Source organism: Streptomyces sp. NPDC030840, assembly GCF_055572015.1.
Genome location: NZ_JBVIEE010000005.1, coordinates 473,373 through 492,290, shown reverse-complemented (window position 1 = coordinate 492,290; position 18,918 = coordinate 473,373). Strand labels below are relative to the sequence as shown.

Sequence of the window (18,918 nt, the reverse complement as noted above, 5' to 3'; positions counted from 1 at the left end):
CGACGAGTGTCGCCTCAGGGCGTGTCATGGCGGGTGCTCAGCAAGCGGTCCACGACCTCCTGCATGGCTACGGCCATGGCCCGCTCCACGTTGACCCAGTCGTCTCGGGCGTGCTCGAGCAGGTAGTCGCGACGCTCCGGCACTCGTTCCGCGCGCCAATGGGTGACCAGCGCGCGAAGTGTCAGGCGTGCCAGCGCGGCGACAGGCAGGAGTGGGAGTTCGGTGTCCTTGACCGGCCGGGCCCGCTCGTAACCCGCGACGAAGCTGCATGCCTCGCGCCAGGGATCCCATGCTGTCCGGCCGAGAAGGTTCGCGAGAGACACAGCTGGATCGAAGATCAAAGCGCTGCGCATGCTGTCACCAAAGTCGATCACTCCGGTGACGAAGCTGTCGGCCCGCGGATCCACCAGGACGTTGTAGGGGCTGTAGTCACCATGGATCACTTGGGTCTCGAGATCACCCAGCCTCGGAACGATGGTCTCGCGGAAAAGGCGGAACACTTCTTGAGCCAGCCGACGCTGGGCGGCGCCGGGCGTGTACTCGATGAGCTCCCGCAGCTGGTCGAAGTACCGAAGGTCCCACACAAGGCGCCGCTCGTCCGCTGGATGCCTGAACGACCGCAGAGCCAGATCGACTCGCCCGAGCATCTGCCCGGCCTTGGCAAGCTGGTGGGGCTCGGGGACCGTCCGCGCCAGGACGGCACCTTCGACGAAGTCGAAGACGCGCAGGACGCGAACTCCGCCGTCTTTCGTCTCGATCTCCACATTGTCGCTGCCCTCGGCGGTCTCCTTGACCCGCTGGACGGGGAGATGAGGAGCTTCGGTCTCGAGGTGACGCATCACAGCCGTTTGCAGAGCTACGACAGCTACCGCTTCGTCGGGCGGGGACACCTTGACGAGATGGTCGGCTGATCCCGTCCGCAGCCGGAAGGTGTCGTCCTTCTCGGTTGCCAGCCGCTCGAGACGGCCGCTCAGCCGGTAGTGACGGGCGAGGAGGGCATCCACCTCGTTCATCTCGATGGGCTCGTGGGACGATGCCAGGCCGCTCTCCTCGAACAATTGCTGGGCGATACGTGCGGGGGGCGAAGTGTTCACCGTTCGGTCCCTTCGGCTTTCAGCCTGCTACAGGCGCGTCTCGGCGATCTTCGCGAAGGTTTCGAGGAATCGCGTCACGTCGGCCGAGTCGAAGGCCAACGGCGGTCGGATCTTGAGCACATTGACTGCTTCCCCGGTGCCGCTGATGAGGACTCGACGCTCGCGCATGTCGTTGATGACGTCGTCGGCGCGGACACGATCGGGCTCCAGCGACTCCCGGTCCTTCACGAGTTCGACGCCCACGTACAGACCGCTGCCGCGAACCTCCGCGACGTGGGGAGAATCGCGAGTGATCTCCTCAAGGCCGGCTCGAAGGGCCCTGCCGTTGTCGAGAACTCGCTGCTGCACGTTCTCCGCTTCGAAGACGTCCAGAACCGCGGCACCGGCGGCAATCGCTATCGAACTGCCGCCAAAGGTGTTGAAGTAACGGACGTTCCGTCCGAACTCTTCGCACACCTCGGGCCTGAACACCACGCCGGAGATCGGCATACCGTTGCCCATGGGCTTGCCCATCGTGACGATGTCCGGAAGCACCCCATGGCGGCTGAAGCCCCACATCGACTCTCCGAGCCGGGCGAATCCCGACTGGACCTCGTCGGCGATGTACACGCCGCCCGCGGCGTGCACCTCCTCGACCATGTCACGCAGGTAACCGACGGGATCGGTGAAGATGCCGTCGCTGGAGTGCGCGCAGTCGGTGATCAGCGCCGCCAGCCTGTAGCCGTGGCGCTCGAGGTCCTTGATCGCACCGCGCACCTGGCTTCGCATGTACTCGGGAAGCGATGAACCCGGCGGGACGAGTCGCGGATCAGGAGCATCGATGACCCGCACATTCGGCCCGAGCGGTGACCCCGCGCCGAGGGTCGGCGAGAAGCTCGCAACCTCGCGAGTGAGACCGTGGTAAGCCCAGCGAGTCACCACGATTCCTTCGCCGCCCGTGTGGAAGCGAGCCACGCGCATGGCCAGGTCGTTCGCCTCCGACCCGCTGCACGCGAAGCTGACCCTCGAGAGCGCTTCGGGCATGGTCGCGACAAGGCGCTCGGCGTAGTCGACGAGTGATTCCTGCACATAGCGCGTGTTGGTGTTGACCGCCGCCATCTGCCGGGACACGGCCTCGACAACGTGCGGGTGTGCGTGACCGACACACGGCACATTGTTGTAGGCGTCAAGGTAGTCGTTGCCCTCCGGGTCGAACAGGTGAGCGCCTCGGCCGGAGACGAACTCGACCGGCTCCCGGTAGTTCAGCGCGTAACCAGGGCCCAGCACACTGTTTCGCCGCTTGACGGTGGACCGCAATCCCTCAGGCAGGCCTCCGAGCGCCGCAGGGTCGAACCGGTTGGGGTAGTTGGCCAGCGCTCGACTCAGCGTGGAAGTCATCGGCAGATCCCCTCCTTCGTGGCTTGCATCTCGCGGCCGCTTCAGCCGCACACTCTTTTTGTTTCAGTTCCAGCCTGAAACTTATCTCACGCGTACGGGCCCGACAACCCTTGTGACGGCGAAGACGCGGATGCCCCGGTCTGCGGCGAGGTGGTCAATCTGGGCGGCACAGCTGAGGCCGTCGGCCACGACGACCGCCGGTGCATACGGGTCCACGCCGTCGAGACGCGGCTTCAGCGCGAAATCCCCGACGGTCATCGAGGTGTCGTAGTGCTGTTCCTCGAAGCCGAAGTCGCCGCTGACCCCGCAGCGGCCCTTGGTCTCGTCGACCTTCGTCACGCCGAGGCGGCCGAGCAGGTCGCGCGGGTGGTGGCCTTGAACGTGGCGTACTCGTGGCAGTGGGTCTGCAGCACGACGTTGTCCGGCAGCTCCGGGGACCTCCAGCCGGTACGGCGAGGTCGGTCAGGGCTCCGGTGAGGGCGTCGACGCTGGCCGCTACGCCGCGGGCGGCATGGGTGCCGAGCTCTACACAGGTCAGCGACTCGCATCCACTCAGCGCCACAGGTCACCGGGCTGGCCGGTCACTTCAAGGACAACTGGTGCCTGCACAACGGTTGTCCGGCTCGGCACGGTGCGGCTTTCATATGGGGAAAGCATCCGAGGTATGCGCTTTCACGCACCACGCACTGCTGGCCGACCCATGACGGGTGTCCAGCCGACGAGGGGTGTCCAGCGATGACCAAAACGCAACGTCTGCAAGGAAGAATCGCCCTCGCCACGTTATCCCTGATGCTCACCGCCAGCGCCTGCGGCTCGGGCTCAGGTTCTCAGGAATCGTCCGATGACCCCATCGTGATCGGCGTCTCCTTACCCCTGACCGGTGACTTCTCCGAACCCGGCAAGGGCGTCGAACGCGGCTACAAGGCCTGGGCGAAGATCGTCAACGACAAGGGCGGACTCCTCGGCCGCGAGGTCGAGTTGAAGATCCTCGACGACCAGTCCAACGCCGACCGCGTCGTCTCCGACTACGAGCAACTGATCGGCAGGGACGAGGTCGACCTCGTCTTCGGTCCCTTCTCCACCCGGCTCGTCGTCCCCTCCGCGCGGGTGGCCGAGGAGTACGGAATGCTCTTCGTGGAGCCCGCCGGAGCGGCACCGGAGGTCTTCGCCCAGGGATTCGAGAACCTCTTCTACGCCGCACCGGCCGTCGCCAACGACCACTACGACCACCTGGCCGAGTACATCCTCGCCATGCCGGAGAACGAGCGTCCCAGGACGGTCGCGTACGCCGCCATGGACGACCCCTTCGCCCAGGGAACGGCCTACGGGCTGAAGGACAAGCTGGAGAAGGCCGGTGTCAGGACCGTCGCCGACGAGGTCTACCCGCCCAACACCACCGACTTCGGCAACATCGCCGCCAAGATCGCCGACTCCGGGGCGGACATGGTGGTGGGCGGCACCCAGTACCAGGACGGCGTCAACCTGATCGTCGCCCTCCAGCAGCTGGACTACCAGCCGAAGATGGCCGCCTTCTCCACCGCGCCGACCGAACCGGAGTTCGCCAAGGCCATCGGCAACAAGACCGAGGGCATTCTCGCGCCCACCGGCTACACCCAGAAGGCGGACTACCCGAGCAACAAGGAGTTCGTCCAGAAGTACACCGAGCAGTACGGCAAGGCCCCCGAGGAGGACGAGGCCAACGCCTACACGACCGGTCAGGTCGTCGCCGCCGCCGTCGAGGCGGCCGGGTGCGCCTCCCAGGACCCGGACTGCCAGGGCAAGCTGGTGAAGTGGCTGCGCGGCAACACGGTCGAGACCGTGGTCGGTCCGCTGAAGTGGGACGACAAGGGGCGCCCGCAGAGCGCGCACATGATCCAGCAGTGGGTCGGCGGCGAGATCCAGATCGTGCTCCCCGAGGCGCAGAAGGAAGCCGAACTGGTCTATCCGAAGCCGAAGTGGTGATGCGGGCGTGCCCTCCGCGAGCCTCGTCCTCCAGAGTGTCGTCCTCGGTCTGCTGCTGGGCGGGCTCTACGCCCTCCTGGCCGCCGGCCTCACCCTCTACTTCGGCGTCATGCGCGTCGTGATGATCGCCCACTCCGCCTTCCTGATCCTCGCCGCCTACCTCGCCTGGTACGCCCACCGGGAGACCGGCATGGACCCGCTGCTCACCCTGGTCGTCACCGTGCCGCTGTTCTTCGCCGCCGGGGTCGCCATGCAGCGGCTGCTGCTGACCCGCCTGCGCCCGGTGACGCTCACCATGATGTCCGTGCTGCTGACCTTCTCGGTGGCGCTGGTCATCGAGGGTGTGCTCGGCTACGCGTTCAGCGGCACCCAGCGCCGCATCCGGCTCGGCTACAGCTCAGCGAGCATCGAGTTCTTCGGGGCGCGCGTCGCGGTGGTCAAACTGATCGCCTTCGGCATGGCGGCGCTCGCCCTGCTCGGGCTCTACGTCCTGATGAAGCACAGCCGGTTCGGGCAGGCGCTGCGGGCCACCATCCAGCACCGCGAGGCCGCCCAGCTGCTCGGCATCGACACCGACCGGATCGCCGGGTACGGCTTCGGGCTCGGCCTCGCCACAGCGGCCGTCGGCGGCACGGCACTGTCCCTCGACACCACCATCTACCCATCGCTGCACTGGCACTGGATCGGCCCGCTGATGGCCATCATCGTCGTCGGCGGCCTCGGCAGCGTGCCGGGCGCCGCGATCGCCGCCATGACGCTGGGCATGCTGCAGAGCCTGCTGCAACTGGAACTCTCCACGACCTGGGCGCAGACCGTGTTCTACGTCGCGCTCTTCGCCACCCTGGCGGTCAGGCCGCAGGGCTTCTTCGGGGGGCGGCTTGCGCAGCGATTCTGAATCCCCGTCGTCCCCGTCCCGTACCGGGAGGGTGCTGCACCTCGGCGCCCTGCTGGCCGCCGTCGCCGTGGCCCTCTCCTTCCCTTCCATGGCGCCGAGCCCGTACGAGATCACCGTGGGCATCGCCATCCTCAACTACGCGGTGCTCTCCACGTCCTGGAACTTCGTCGGCGGCTTCACCGGATACATCTCCCTGGGGCACGGGGCGTTCGCCGGACTCGGTGCCTACGGGACGGGGCTGCTGACCGCCAAGGCCGAACTCCCCCCGTTCGCCGCGCTGTTCCTGGCGGCCGTCCTGGTGGCCGCGGTCGCCGTCCCGGTCGGTTACGCGGCCCTGCGGGTGCGGGGCGCCTCCTTCGTCATCGTCTCCATCGCCCTCGTCCTCATCCTGCTGCTGGTCTTCCAGAGCTGGGCCTCCTTCACAGGCGGCTCCCGGGGCCTGGTCGTGCCGCGGCCCTTCCCCGGGATGCTGCGGGCCGAGCACCACCGGACCTTCTACTTCCTCTTCCTGGCGCTGCTCGCCGCGGCCCTGCTGGCCTGGTGGGTCATCGACCGCTCGCGGTTCGGCATGGGCCTGAAGGCGATCCGCGAGGACGAGGACAAGGCCCAGTCCCTCGGCACGCCCACCTACACGTACAAGCTGGTGGTCTTCGTCGTCTCCGCCGCCTTCACGGCGCTGGCGGGCGGGCTGTACGCGCTGTGGTTCGGCGACCTCGACCCCGTCTTCCAGTTCTCCATCCTCAGCGGCGCGTACATGGTGCTGATGGCCCTGCTCGGAGGCGTACGCCATCTGTACGGGCCGCTGCTCGGGGCCGTGGCCGTCGGGTACGCGCTGGAGTACGCCAAGGTCGAGTACGGGGACACTCCGCTGCACCTGGTCGTGGCGGGGCTGGTCCTGTTCGTCGTCGTGATGTTCATGCCGGACGGGGTCATCCCGGCCGTCGGTGCCCTGATCGGCCGGTTCCGCGGGGCGGGCGAGACGTCCATCCGCGAGGTGACGGCCGCCGAGCTGCGAGAACGGCGGGAACGGCGGGAACGTGGCGAGGGAACGGAGGTGAGAGACAGTGAGCGAACCACAAGGGGCGCCTGAGGCCGTGCCCGAGCCGAGTCTCGCGACCGTGGGACTCACCAAGGCCTTCGGCGGGGTCACCGCGCTCGACTCCGCGACCGTGGCCTTCCACCACGGCAAGGTCAACGCCCTGATCGGCCCCAACGGTTCGGGCAAGACGACCTTCTTCAACTGTGTCACCGGAATGATCCGCCCGGACGCGGGCCGTGTCACCTACCGCGGCCGCGACCTCACCGGCAGGCCCCCGCACCGGATCGCCCGCGCCGGCGTCGGCCGCTCCTTCCAGCTCTGCCGTGTCTTCCCCCGGATGACCGTGCTGGAGAACCTGCTCGCCGCCGTGCGTCCCGGCTCTCTCGCCGGGCAGCTCGCACGCGCGGGCGGACGGGAGGAGACCGAACGGGCCCGCGGCTGGCTGGCCCGCATGGGCATCGAGCACCTGGAGCGGGCGGAGGCCCGTCAACTGTCCTGGGGACAGCAGAAGCTGCTGGAACTCGCGGGTGTGCTGATGAGCGAGCCGGAGCTGGTCCTGCTGGACGAGCCGGCGGGCGGCGTCAACCCGGCTCTGATCGACCGCATCTGCGATCTGGTCCGCGAACTCAACACCGAGGGACGGACGTTCCTGATCGTCGAGCACAACATGGACCTGGTCATGAGCCTCAGCGACCACGTCGTCGTGTTCGACCGGGGCCGGCCGATCGCACAGGGCCCGCCCTCGGTGATCCAGTCCGACGAACGAGTCCTCGGAGCGTACCTTGGCGTCTGACTCCCCCTCCCGCTCCGGCTTCCTCCTCGAACTCGACGACATCCGCGCCGGATACGGCCGGGCGGCCCTGGTCCTGCGCGGGCTGACGGTCCGGGTGCCCGCCGGGGCGATCGTCTGCCTCGTCGGGCCCAACGGTGCGGGCAAGTCCACGGTCCTGAAGGTGGCCAGCGGGCTCCTCACCCCCCGTTCCGGCCGGATCCTGGTGGACGGCGAGGACGTCACCGGCCGCGGCCCCCAGCGCATGCTGGCCGCCGGGGTGGCCCACGTCCTGCAGGGTCACAGTGTCTTCCGTGAGATGACGGTCGCCGAGAACGTCCTGCTCGGCGGCTACACCCTGCGGGACAAGGCGGCCGTCGCCGAGCGGACCGCGTTCGTGCGGGACCTCTTCCCGGTCGTGGCCGAGCGGTGGACGGACCTCGCGGGGCTGCTCTCCGGCGGCCAGCAGAAGCAGGTGGAGTTCGCGCGGTCGTTGATGGTCAGCCCCCGGGTGGTGCTGCTGGACGAGCCGTCCATGGGCCTCGACCCCAAGGCCACCGGGGTGGTCTTCGAACAGATCGTGCGCATGCGGGACGCGGGGACAGCCGTGCTCCTGGTCGAGCAGAACGCCCGCCGCGCCCTGGAGGCCGCCGACACCGGCTGCGTCCTCGATCTGGGCCGAGTCCATGTCTCCGGCCCCGCAGGCGACTTGCTCGCCGACTCCCGACTGGGAGAGCTGTACCTCGGGGGCCGCCCCTGAAAGGGGCGCGGGGAACTGCGCGATCAACCACAGCGAACTGGCAGCCGGCCACCGGCAGACGACACCGGTCCGGCCACGCCCCCGAGTGCACCCCGTGGCAAAGGAGTGAGTGGCATGTTCTTACGACGAAGGCACACCATCACAGCTCTCGCATGGGCCACGGCCCTCCTGACCACCCTGGCCACGGCCCCCGCCGAAGCCGGGGCGCACCCCGCCCCCGTACACCCCTCCCTGCGGAAGCACCTCGCCGCGTACTACGACTTCGAGCACCCCCTACAGGGCAACCCGGCCAAGGAACGGGACCTCGGCTTCTCCGGCACCGACATCGACCTGGTGAACGGCGGAGCCGCAGCGCGGACGAAGGACGGCGCGCACCGTGGCAGCCGGACCTCGCTCCAGGTGCGGCAGGTCAACCCGCAGACCAAGGGCAACGACGACTGGAAGGCCGGCGTCCACGGGCCTTCCGGTGCTTCGACGCTCCATGCCTTCAACGCGGTCGAGGGAATGACCGTCATGGGCTGGTTCAAGATGACCGGCCCCAACCCGGCCCTCAACAGCAACACGCCCGCCCCGGACGACCGTTACGGCGCCGTCGGTCTGGCCGGGGTGCTGTCGGGGAACTCCGACGGCCACGCGGTGCGCGCCCTGCTGGAGATCATCGAGGTGGACGGCGAGCTCCGGCTGGTGGCCCTCGGCCGGCGCGTCGACGGGGCGGCCTCGCAGACCTTCGCCGCCTCCCAGGACTGGCGGACCCTGCTGCCGGACGGCGAGTGGGTCTTCCTCGCCGCCACCTTCGACTTCGGCACCGGAGCCATGGCGCTGTACCGCGACGGGCGGCGGCTGGACGGCTTCTACACGGTTCCCGGCGACCCCTGGGACCTCTCGGGGCCCGGTCCGCACCGGTCCTCGCCCACCGACCCGCGTGGCATCAAGATCGGCGGCAGCTTCCCGCAGAACACCCTGGAGCGCAATCCCTGCGACTGCCGTACGGACAGCCTGATGTTGCTGAACACGGCGCTCGACGAGAAGCGCATACGGGCCCAGTACCGGCTGACGACCGGCCGCTGACGACCCACCTCCCTCCGCGTCACCTCACGTCACGCACGTCACGAAGGAGTGACCCCCATGCCCCCCTCTCCCTCCCCCTCCCTGGGACCGAGAGCCCTCTTACCGACCCTCCTGGTCGTCCTCGCCCTGCTGCTGCCGGCCCTCGTCGCCCTCCCCGGCACGGCGCACGCCGTCGCCACCGCCCCGATCACCGACCCCATCCCCGAGCGGCCCGCCGCCTCCGGGATCGGGCTGACCGTCAAGGAGTACGCCGCCTTCCCGAAGACCGAGCCGCCGCCCGGCCCGGTCACCGATCCCCGGCTCGTACGGCACGCCCGCGTCAACTACCTGAGTGAACTCCCCGACCGCTCCGGCCGGAAGGCCGTGCCCGACCTCAACGGCAAGCTCTACTTCGTCGAGGACGGCCGCAGCCCGCAGGTCTACCTGGATGTCGCCGCCGCCTTCGCCCCGCAGTTCTTCGCCAGCCGGGGCCTCGGCCAGGGCTTCGGGTTCGTCACCTTCGACCCGGACTTCCGGCGCAACGGCCGCTTCTACACCGTCCACACCGAGCGTGCCTCCAGCACCACGGTCGTACCCGACTTCCGGCAGGCCGCCACGACGAACTACCACGGCGTCATCACCGAGTGGACCGCCGACGACCCCTCGGCCGACACCTTCTCAGGCACCCGCCGCGAGATCCTGCGCATCGGTTTCGCGGGCACGGTCCACGGCATCCAGCAGATCGACTTCAACCCCACGGCCCGGCCCCACGACCCCGACCGCGGCCTGCTCTACGTCGCCGTCGGCGATGGCGCCGAGGGCTTCAGGAACACCGAGCCGCAGGATCTCTCCCTCCCTCACGGCAAGATCCTGCGCATCGACCCGCGCGGCACCAACAGCGCCAACGGCAAGTACGGCATCCCGGCGCGCAACCCGTTCACCAAGACACCCGGCGCACTCGGCGAGATCTACGCGTACGGCATGCGCGACCCGCACCGTTTCAGCTGGGACCCGGGCGGCAGCCACCGCATGTACCTCGGCCACATCGGCCAGCACGCCGTCGAGTCCGTCTACGAGGTACGGGCGGGCGACAACTTCGGCTGGAGCGAGCGCGAAGCCGCCTTCGTCTTCGACAAGACGGCCACCGACCCCTGCGCGCAGATACTCCCGCTCCCGGAGGACGACGAGAAGTACGGCTACACCTACCCCGTCGCCGCCTACGACCACGACCCGCCGGCCGACTGGAACTGCCGCTCCGACGTGGGCCGGGCCGTCGTCGGCGGCTTCGTCTACCGCGGCCGCGACCTGCCCGGACTGCGCGGCAAGTACGTCTTCGGGGATCTCGTCGACGGACGTCTGCTCTTCGCCGACACCAAGGACATGCGGCGCGGCAAGGAACTCGCCCAGCTGTACGACCTCATGCTGTACGACGAGAGCGGCCGCCGCGTCACCATGGCGATGCTGGCCGGGGACACCCGGGTGGACCTGCGCTTCGGGCGGGACGCCGAGGGCGAGCTGTATCTGCTCTCCAAGGCCAACGGGAAGATCTGGAAGGTGACCGGCACCCGGACGTTCGCGTCCTGCGACACCGACGGCTCCCGGCTCACCCACGTCATGGACGGGAAGAACTGGGCACCCGTCACCCCGTCCAAGTGGCGGTTCCCGGGCCGCGAGGCCGTCCTCGCCGAGGCCGGGGCCCAACGCCCCGGCCCGCGCCGTCCGTTCGAGTACGCCGTGCTGACCGCGGGCCGGGAGTACGGTGACGTGCGGATCGACGCCGAGGTGCGGATCGACACGCCGGTCGAGATCACCAACCGCGACGTGATCATCGTCTTCGACCACCAGTCCGACACCAGGTTCTCGTACGTCCATCTGTCCTCGGACAACACCACCTATCCGCACAACGGCATCTTCGTCGTCGACGACGCCGACCGGCTCCGCGTCGAGGACCAGTGGAACGGCAGGACGGGCGCGCCTGCGGCCATCACCGACACCCAGTGGCACAAGGTGCGGGTGGTGCGCTGCGCGAGCAGCGGTGAGATCGCGGTCTACGTCGACGGCTCGGAACGTCCGCTGATGACCGCTGTCGACACCACGCTGGCCTCCGGCAGGGTGGGCTTCGGATCGTTCGACAACACCGGACGGCTGCGGAACCTGAAGGTGTCCACTCCGATGGCCGCTCCGAAAAACCACTCGAATGACGAGTAATTACCAGCCGATGTAGAGCGCATCAACACTGGTTCATCGAATGCCTCTTTGTGCTTCTGTGCGCCCCCGGGGACAACACGTCCCGGGGGCCGACAGCGGTTGGACTGGGCAGGCAGAACTCAAGCACCAAGCCTGGAACGTTCACCGTTTTACGTGTGTCGACTGAGGCAGGTGGTTTTCGATGAGCGGCACCGCACCCGAAGCGTCGGAGCGTCAGTGGTCGGTGGGTACTGCGCCAGGCATATTCCCATTCCTCGGCCACGGTATCGCGCTGTTCCGGCAGCCGCTGGCCTTTCTGAATTCTCTGCCCGCGCACGGGGATCTGGTGGAGATACGCCTGGGTCCCCGGCCCGCGTGGGTGGTGTGTCATCCGGAGCTGGTCCGGCGGATGCTCAGGGACTCGCGCACCTTCGACAAGGGCGGCCCGCTGTACGACAGGCTCCGCGCGGTGATGGGCGACGGCGTCGTCACCTGTACCGACGCGGAGCACCAGCGGCAGCGCCGGATGGTCCAGCCGGCCTTCCGCCCCGCCCACATGGCCGAGTACACGGCCCTCATGGCCGAGGAAGCCGAGTCCCTGTGCCACGAGTGGCGGGCCGGCCGCAGGGCCGACGTCAGCGCGGATCTTCTGGGCCTGACGACGAAGGTGATCAGCCGTGTCCTCTTCAGCGACTCGTTGGACGCCGCGACGGCCGCGGAGTTCAGGGCCTGTCTGGCCGCCGTGGTCCGCGGCCTGTTCGTCCGCACGGCTCTGCCGGTCGACGCCCTGTTCAGGGTGCCCACCCCCGCCAACCGCCGCTACCGGCACGCGGTCGGCCGTCTGCACACGATCGTGGACGCGGCCATCGCCGAGCGTCGCCGGAGCGCTGCCCGGGACGACCTCCTGGGAACCCTGCTGGACGCCGCGCGCGACGACGGCGACGAACAGGCGGTCACCGATCAGGAGGTCCACGACCAGCTCGTCTCCCTCCTGCTGGCCGGGGCGGAGAGTCCCTCCATGTGCCTGGCCTCCGCGCTCGACCTCCTGGCCCGGCATCCGGAGGTGGAGCGCCGCCTGCACGCCGAGGCCGACGCCGTTCTGGACGGACGGCAGCGGTTCGAACCCGCCGATGTGCCGCGGCTCGTCCACACGCGGAGCGTCATCACGGAGACGCTGCGCCTGCGCCCGCCCGGCTGGCTCTTCACCCGCGTGACCGCCCGGGAGACCTACTTCGCCGGGTGCCGTCTCCCTCGGGGAAGCACCGTTCTGTACAGCCCCTATCTCCTGCACCGCGATCCGGCGTCGTTCGACGAACCCGAGCGGTTCCTCCCCGAGCGCTGGCTGCCGGGGCGGGAGGCGCACGTCCGGCAGGGCGCGATGATCCCGTTCGCCGCGGGCAGGCGCAAGTGCCTCGGTGACACCTTCTCCATGGCGGAGACCACGGTGGTCCTCGCCACCATCGCCGCCCACTGGAGTCTGCGCCATGCGCCCGGAGCCCTGGCGTCGCCCCGGCCCGCGGTGACACTGGGGCCGAGGCCGCTGGTGATGATCTGCGCACCGCGGGCGGGCAGGCCGGAGCGCACACCGCCTCGTCACCGCGCTCCCCGGGAAACCGGGACGCCACGAGTACAGGACTCCCGATCGGCAGGTGGCAACGGTGCCGACGACACATGAGGAAGCAGCGGTTGCCTCCGAAGGCGGATCCGAAGGCGGATCCGAAGGCGGAATGGCGGCTGACACGTTGAGGGACCTGATCGACGCCCGCCTCTACATGCCCTTCCCCTTCCAGCGCAATCCCCATGAGTCCGAGGCGGAGGCAGGCGTCGCCACGTGGCTGCGCCGCCTGGGGCTGACCGACGATCCGGTGGTGGCGGCGATGATCGCCGCCACCCGTCCCGCCGAACTGGCGTCCTGCAACGGCCCGGCCATGGACGCCGATCTGCTGCAGATCGTGGCCAACCAGATCGCCTACCAGTTCATCTTCGACGACCGTGCCGAAGACATCGGCCGGCGGTGGCCGGGCCGTCTCCTGCCCATGCTGTGTGAGAGCGTCGCGATCCTGCGGGACGGCCAACCGCCCAGCAGCGCTCTCGGCGCGGCCCTGGCCGACCTCCACCGACAGGTCCGGGAGCGGTGCACACCCGCACAGGCCGCGCGCTGGGCGTGGAACAGCCGCGAGTACGTGCACGGCCTGATGTACGAAGCGGTCGCCCAGGCCCAGCCCTTCCCGCTGCGTCTCGGGGTGTGCGGCTCCATTCGCTCGCTCACCGCAGGGGTCGAGCCCTTCCACCCCCTCTGCGAGGCGGCACAGCCGGGCGAGCTGGCACCCGAGGAGCTCCACCATCCCGTCGTACAGCGCCTGGCCCGGCTGTCGGCCGACGCGGCCGTGTGGATACCGGACCTGTTCTCCACGGTGAAGGAGCAGCAGGCGGGCGAACTGATCAATCTGGCCCTCGCGTACCAGCGCGCGCACCACTGCTCCCTGCCGGTGGCCGTCACACTGGCCATCCGGCGGATCAACAGCACGATCCGCGAGTTCGAGGAACTCTACGAGGGGATCAGGCCGGAGTTGAGCCCTTCCGCCATCGGCTACGTGGACGGCATGGCCGGCTGGATCCGCGGGTGCTACTACTGGTCCCGCACGGTGCCGCGGTACGCGGGCGCGGGAGCGGTGTCGACTGGCTGAATTCCGCCAGGAAGGGCGAAGCCGGAGAGTTTTACCCGAGTGGGCCGCACGCAAACCGCCCCGGTGAATGATTCGCCCTTCCTGTGCTTTCATTTCTCCATACGACCAGCGGCTCTCCATAAAGGCGTACGCTCTGCGCTGTCTTCCGACGGGCAACGACAGGAAGCGGTACGGCACATGACGCCTGGGCTGCGGCAACCGATCACCCAGAACCGTCTGCTGCTCGAGCGACGGGAGGAACTCCGCGCGCTCGACGACGCGTTGGCGGGCCTCAGCGATGCCGTCGGCGGTGTGCCGCGGGCGCGGCACACCGGGGTGCTCGCCTTCACCGGCTCGGCCGGGCTGGGGAAGACGACTCTCATGGCGGAGGCCCGCGCCCGCGCCACGGCACACGGATTCACGGTGTTCTCCGGCAAGGGCGGCGAGAAGGAGCGGGAGCTCGCCTTCCGTGTGGTGCGCCAGCTCCTGCAACCCACCCTGGCCGCCATGGACGAGACCGAACGGCGGGCTCTCCTGGGCAGTTGGTACGACATCGTCGCCACCGCGCTGGGGCTGGAGGCGACCGGCCCCGCCCGGGTACCGGACCCGTCCGGGGTGCGCGACGGCCTCGACTGGGTCATGACGCGCCTGACGGTGATGAAGGCGCCCGTCGTGCTGCTGCTGGACGACATGCACTGGGCCGATGCCGAGTCCATGAGCTGGCTCGCCTCCTTCGCCTCGCGAGCGGAGGACCTGCCGCTGCTGATCGTCGTCGCCTACCGGCCCGACGAACTCCCGGCCGAGCCGCCCGCCTTCCGCGCGCTCCCGGGACGTCATGCGAGCCGCCCGTACGTCCTGACGCCCCTGTCCCGCGCCGCTGTCGCGCGGATCGTCAGGAACGAGGTGGGTGAGGGAGCCGAGGACGCGTTCTGCGACGAGTGCTGGGCGGTCACCGGCGGAAGCCCGTTCGAGGCCGTGGAACTCGCCATCCGGCTCGGCGAACAACGGCTGACGGGCACCCGCGAGGAGCTGCCCGCGATGCAGGACCTCGCCTCGGCCGTGAAAGGACCCGGGCTGCTGGAACGACTGCACCGGCTCGACCCGGCCACCGTCCACTTCGCGTGGGCCGCCGCCGTCCTCGGCACGTCCATCTCGCCGGAGCTCGCCGCCGCCCTCGCGGTGATCGGCAGCGAGGAGGCCGCCCGCGCGACCGGAAAGCTGCGCGCCGCGCGGATCCTCGCGGACACCCCCGGGCCGGGGGGCAGCCTGGAGTTCGTCCATCCGACGATCGCCACGGCGGTCTACCAGGACATTCCGGCGGCCCTCAGGGTCGGGCTGCACAACTCGGCGGCTGTGGCCGTTCGTGCGGCGGGGCTCGGCCCCACCGCCGCGGCCCGGCATCTGCTGGAGGTCCCCTGCGACGGCAGGCCCGAAGCGGTCGAGTGTCTGCGTGCGGCCGCCCGTGAGTTCCTCCGTGCCGGCGCTCCGGAGGCCGCTCGGCGTGCCCTGACCCGGGCGCTGCAGGAGCCGCCTCTTCGGCAGGATCGCGCGGCGCTCCTCCATGAACTCGCGAGCGCGACCTTCCTGATCGAACCCGCGGCCACCGTCAGCCACCTCCGGGCGGCTCTGGCGGAGCCCGGCGTCGACCCCGATCTGCGCGCCTCCATCGTGTACCGGCTGACCCAGGCACTGGCCCACATCGACCGGGTGGCCGAAGCTGCGGAGGTGGCCGCCGACGAGGTGCGGCGGGCGGCCAACGCGCGGATCCGCCTGCGCATGCAGGCCGATCACTTCGTGTGGAGCGCGTTCCGCACGGACGAGCCCGACTCGTCCGCCCGCTCGCGCAGGCTGGCGCAGCTGGCGGGGCGGCTGCCCGGCCGCAGTCTGGAGGAGCGGTACATCCTGGGCCTGCGGGCCTGGGACGCCATGATGCGCGGAGAGCCCCGGCGGGCCGCCCTCGCCTGCGCCGAGAAGGCGCTGGAGGGGCGGCTGAGCTGGACCGACGAACACCGCGGCTTCGAGGTGCCCGTCTCGGTCGCCCTGGTCTACATGTACTGCGACCAGCCGCGCCGGGCCGAGGAACTGTTCACCAAGGGGATGGCCGAGTGCCAGGCCAAGGGCTGGCGGGGCTCCCATCTGGCCCTGGGCCAGACCCTGTTCGGCTACATCCGCTACCGTCGCGGCTGCCTCGCCGAGGCCGAGGAAATGGCACGCGAGGGTCTGCGCATCGCCGACCGGGTGGAAGGCGCCGTGCCCGCCCAGTGGTTCGCCATCGGCATCCTCCTCCAGACCCTGCTGGCCCGTGGGCGGACGGGGGAGGCTCGCCGGCTCGCCGACTCCTACCGCTACGGCGAGAGGGTTCCGAACGCCGTCATCTACCCCGACCCCCGCACGGTGTACGCCGAACTGCTGCTGGCCGAGGGACGGCACGAGGAGGCGGAGGAGCTCCTGTCCGAGGTCGGGGACTGGCTGGCGTCGAAGGCCTGGCGCAACCCGACCTGGTGCCCCTGGCAGCTGGACCTGGCCTCCGCTGTCGCGCCCACCGCTCCCGACCGGGCGATCCGCCTCGCCCGGGACGCCGCCAAGGCCGCCCGGGACTTCGGTGCCGCCTCCGCGATCGGCCAGGCGCTCCGCACCGAGGCCGAGGTGACCGGTGGACCGGCGGCGCTCGACCTGTACGCCGAGGCCGTCGGCCATCTCGAGCGCTCCCCCGCCAGTTACGAGCTGGCCCGGGCGCTGGTCGGCTACGGCGCCGCGCTGGCCCGCAACGGCCGTGTGCAGGAAGGCGCGGACCGGCTCTACCAGGGCCAGGAAGGCGCCGTCCACTGCGGTGCCGAGGCCCTGGCCGCGCGGGCCAGGGAGGAGCTCTCGGCGGCCGGGCTGCGGCCCCTGCCCCTGCGCTACCCGCAGACGGACACGCTCACCGCTCAGGAACGCAGGGCCGCCGAGATGACGGCCCAGGGACATCCGGGCTCGGTGGTCGCGAAGGAACTGCGCGTCACCGAGCAGGGCGTGACGCGGCTGCTATCCTCCGTCTACCGCAAGATCGGCACCGACGCCGCGGGCCTCGCCCGGGCCCTGGAGAACTTTCCCCGCCCCCGGCCGTGACCTCTGCTCGGCGCATCAGCCCACCTGGGTGCGGGTGCGGTCGGTGCGGTCCGCTCCGTACAACGAGGCGCCGGGCGGGGCGGCTCCGGACGAGGGGCTTGACGTGCAAATGCCAACAGTGGCTTGATGGGCGTGGGAGCGCTCCCACAGCCCGAGGATCGGCCCCCACCACGGGCCGCCGACGGCACGGCCACCGTCACCCACGGGACGTGGAACGGCGGCCTCGGCCCCCGGCGCGAGCACCACCTTCGGCTTCATCGCCGGCACCCCGGCAACGGTTGGCGTCCCGTCGGCGACTGTCAGTTGCACGGCGCGCACCGCGTCTTCCTGACGCACCGTCACCCATCTCACCCTTCGGAGCCGCCATGAGATCCCGCACCCGCAGCGCCCCCCGAGTGGCCCTCGTCCTGGCCGCCCTCCTGGGCCTCCTCGTCCCCTTGTTGTCCCTCGCCGCACCCGCCCAGGCGGCGGCCACCGGCTTCCGCATCGAGAACGGCCGGCTGCTGGAGGCGAACGGGAACGATTTCGTGATGCGCGGAGTCAACCACGCCCACACCTGGTATCCGAACGAAACGCAGTCGCTGGCCGATGTCAAAGCGCTGGGTGCCAACACCGTCCGCGTCGTCCTCTCGGACGGCCACCGCTGGACCGAGAACAGCGCCCAGGACGTGGCGGGTGTCATCGCCCAGTGCAAGGCCAACCGGCTCATCTGCGTACTGGAGGTGCACGACACCACCGGCTACGGCGAGGAGGCCGCGGCCGGGACCCTCGACCACGCGGCCGACTACTGGATCGGCCTGAAGGAGGTGCTCACCGGCCAGGAGAACCACGTCATCATCAACCTCGGCAACGAGCCCTGGGGCAACACCAATCCCGCCGGCTGGACCGAGCCCACGATCGCGGCCGTCAAGAAGCTGCGCGGCGCCGGGTTCGCGCACACGATCATGGTGGACGCGCCCAACTGGGGCCAGGACTGGCAGGGCGTCATGCGCGACAACGCCCAGTCCGTGTACAGCGCCGACCCCACGGGCAACCTGATCTTCTCGATCCACATGTACAGCGTCTACGACACCGCGCAGGAGATCACCGACTACCTGAACGCCTTCGTCAACGCGAAACTGCCGATCCTCATCGGGGAGTTCGGGGGCCCGCCCGACCAGTACGGCGACCCGGACGAGGACACCATGATGGCCGTCGCGCAGCAACTGGGGCTCGGCTACCTGGCCTGGTCCTGGAGCGGCAACACCGACCCGGTCCTCGACCTGGCGACCGGCTTCGACCCGACGCGGCTCAGCTCCTGGGGCCGGCGCGTCTTCCACGGCGCCAACGGCATCGCCGCCACCTCGAAGGAAGCCACCGTCTACTCCTCCGGCGGAGGAGACACCACTCCCCCGACCGCCCCCGGAACACCCACCGCCTCCGCGGTGACCTCCTCGTCCGTCAGGCTGACGTGGGCCGCCGCCACCGACGGCACCGGGGTCACCGGCTACGACGTCGTGCGCGTCAGCGGCACGACCGAGACCGCCGCCACCAGCACGGCCACCACCTCCGCCACCGTCACCGGTCTCACCCCGTCCACCTCGTACACCTTCGCCGTCTACGCCCGCGACGCCGCCGGAAACCGCTCGCCGCGCTCGGGCACGGTGACCGTCACCACCGCCTCCAGCGGATCGACGGCCGTCTGCGGGGTCGGTTACCGGGTGACGAACGAATGGCCCGGCGGCTTCCAGGGCGAGATCGTCGTCCGTAACACCGGCAGCACGGCGATCAATGGCTGGACGCTGCGCTGGACGTTCCCCGACAGCCAGCGCATCACCAACCTGTGGGGCGGCACCGCGACGCAGAGCGGCGCCGAGGTCGGCGTCGCCTCCGCCTCGTACACCGCGACGATCCCGCCCGCGGGCTCGGTGACCCTCGGTTTCACGGCCACCCGGTCGACCACCAACCCCACGCCCAGCGCCTTCAACCTCAACGGCTCGCCCTGTTCACTGACCTGACCCGACGTGGCGTGACG

The 18,918-nt window shown here is 69.9% G+C and carries 15 protein-coding genes; 11 read left to right on the top strand and 4 right to left on the bottom strand.

What is annotated here, in order from left to right; genetic code table 11:
• Positions 1 to 14: 14 nt before the first annotated feature.
• The 3 genes from ACZ49J_RS15060 to ACZ49J_RS15050 all read right to left on the bottom strand — a co-directional run bounded on the left by ACZ49J_RS15060 (position 15) and on the right by ACZ49J_RS15050 (position 2,810).
• Positions 15 to 1,094 (bottom strand): phosphotransferase, encoded by a 1,080-nt coding sequence (locus ACZ49J_RS15060; RefSeq protein WP_467448220.1) that lies wholly within the window; start codon positions 1,092 to 1,094, stop codon positions 15 to 17.
• A 27-nt stretch (positions 1,095 to 1,121) separates the two neighbouring features.
• The gene (locus tag ACZ49J_RS15055; protein ID WP_467448218.1) at positions 1,122 to 2,471 is read right to left on the bottom strand and encodes an aspartate aminotransferase family protein; all 1,350 of its coding nucleotides are present in this window, start codon (positions 2,469 to 2,471) and stop codon (positions 1,122 to 1,124) included.
• An 81-nt stretch (positions 2,472 to 2,552) separates the two neighbouring features.
• The gene (locus ACZ49J_RS15050; RefSeq protein WP_467448215.1) at positions 2,553 to 2,810 is read right to left on the bottom strand and encodes a hypothetical protein; all 258 of its coding nucleotides are present in this window, start codon (positions 2,808 to 2,810) and stop codon (positions 2,553 to 2,555) included.
• A gap of 450 nt (positions 2,811 to 3,260) precedes the next feature.
• Between ACZ49J_RS15050 and ACZ49J_RS15045 the strand changes: the two genes are divergently transcribed.
• The 10 genes from ACZ49J_RS15045 (at position 3,261) to ACZ49J_RS15000 (ending at position 16,904) form a co-directional block, all read left to right on the top strand.
• Positions 3,261 to 4,433 carry an amino acid ABC transporter substrate-binding protein gene (locus ACZ49J_RS15045; RefSeq protein WP_467448214.1) on the top strand — a complete coding sequence of 391 codons (1,173 nt, stop codon included), beginning with the start codon at positions 3,261 to 3,263 and terminating at the stop codon, positions 4,431 to 4,433.
• 7 nt (positions 4,434 to 4,440) lie between these two features.
• Positions 4,441 to 5,328, top strand: a complete 888-nt coding sequence (locus ACZ49J_RS15040) for a branched-chain amino acid ABC transporter permease (RefSeq protein WP_467448212.1) — start codon at positions 4,441 to 4,443, stop codon at positions 5,326 to 5,328.
• On the top strand, positions 5,312 to 6,418 hold the full coding sequence (locus ACZ49J_RS15035; protein ID WP_467448211.1) for a branched-chain amino acid ABC transporter permease: 1,107 nt from the start codon (positions 5,312 to 5,314) through the stop codon (positions 6,416 to 6,418). Before ACZ49J_RS15040 ends, ACZ49J_RS15035 begins: the two co-directional genes overlap by 17 nt.
• A gap of 4 nt (positions 6,419 to 6,422) precedes the next feature.
• Positions 6,423 to 7,160: an ABC transporter ATP-binding protein gene (locus ACZ49J_RS15030; protein WP_467448209.1), complete on the top strand. Its 738-nt coding sequence runs from the start codon at positions 6,423 to 6,425 to the stop codon at positions 7,158 to 7,160.
• The gene (locus ACZ49J_RS15025) at positions 7,150 to 7,896 is read left to right on the top strand and encodes an ABC transporter ATP-binding protein (protein ID WP_467448206.1); all 747 of its coding nucleotides are present in this window, start codon (positions 7,150 to 7,152) and stop codon (positions 7,894 to 7,896) included. Before ACZ49J_RS15030 ends, ACZ49J_RS15025 begins: the two co-directional genes overlap by 11 nt.
• A 114-nt stretch (positions 7,897 to 8,010) precedes the next feature.
• Positions 8,011 to 8,964, top strand: a complete 954-nt coding sequence (locus ACZ49J_RS15020) for a LamG-like jellyroll fold domain-containing protein (RefSeq protein ID WP_467448205.1) — start codon at positions 8,011 to 8,013, stop codon at positions 8,962 to 8,964.
• A gap of 57 nt (positions 8,965 to 9,021) precedes the next feature.
• A complete protein-coding gene (locus tag ACZ49J_RS15015) occupies positions 9,022 to 11,151 on the top strand; it encodes a PQQ-dependent sugar dehydrogenase (RefSeq protein WP_467448203.1) in 2,130 nt (709 codons plus the stop codon).
• A gap of 181 nt (positions 11,152 to 11,332) precedes the next feature.
• Positions 11,333 to 12,805 (top strand): cytochrome P450, encoded by a 1,473-nt coding sequence (locus ACZ49J_RS15010; protein WP_467448201.1) that lies wholly within the window; start codon positions 11,333 to 11,335, stop codon positions 12,803 to 12,805.
• A 52-nt stretch (positions 12,806 to 12,857) separates the two neighbouring features.
• Positions 12,858 to 13,817, top strand: coding sequence for a (-)-alpha-amorphene synthase (locus ACZ49J_RS15005; RefSeq protein WP_467448199.1), 960 nt, complete (start codon positions 12,858 to 12,860; stop codon positions 13,815 to 13,817).
• A 177-nt stretch (positions 13,818 to 13,994) separates the two neighbouring features.
• A complete protein-coding gene (locus ACZ49J_RS15000) occupies positions 13,995 to 16,904 on the top strand; it encodes an ATP-binding protein (protein WP_467448198.1) in 2,910 nt (969 codons plus the stop codon).
• A 15-nt stretch (positions 16,905 to 16,919) separates the two neighbouring features.
• On the opposite strand, the gene ACZ49J_RS14995 is transcribed toward ACZ49J_RS15000, so the two are convergent.
• A complete protein-coding gene (locus ACZ49J_RS14995) occupies positions 16,920 to 17,246 on the bottom strand; it encodes a hypothetical protein (RefSeq protein WP_467448197.1) in 327 nt (108 codons plus the stop codon).
• 23 nt (positions 17,247 to 17,269) lie between these two features.
• On the opposite strand from ACZ49J_RS14995, the gene ACZ49J_RS14990 reads away from it, so the two are divergent.
• Positions 17,270 to 18,901, top strand: a complete 1,632-nt coding sequence (locus ACZ49J_RS14990) for a cellulase family glycosylhydrolase (protein WP_467448196.1) — start codon at positions 17,270 to 17,272, stop codon at positions 18,899 to 18,901.
• Positions 18,902 to 18,918: the final 17 nt, after the last annotated feature.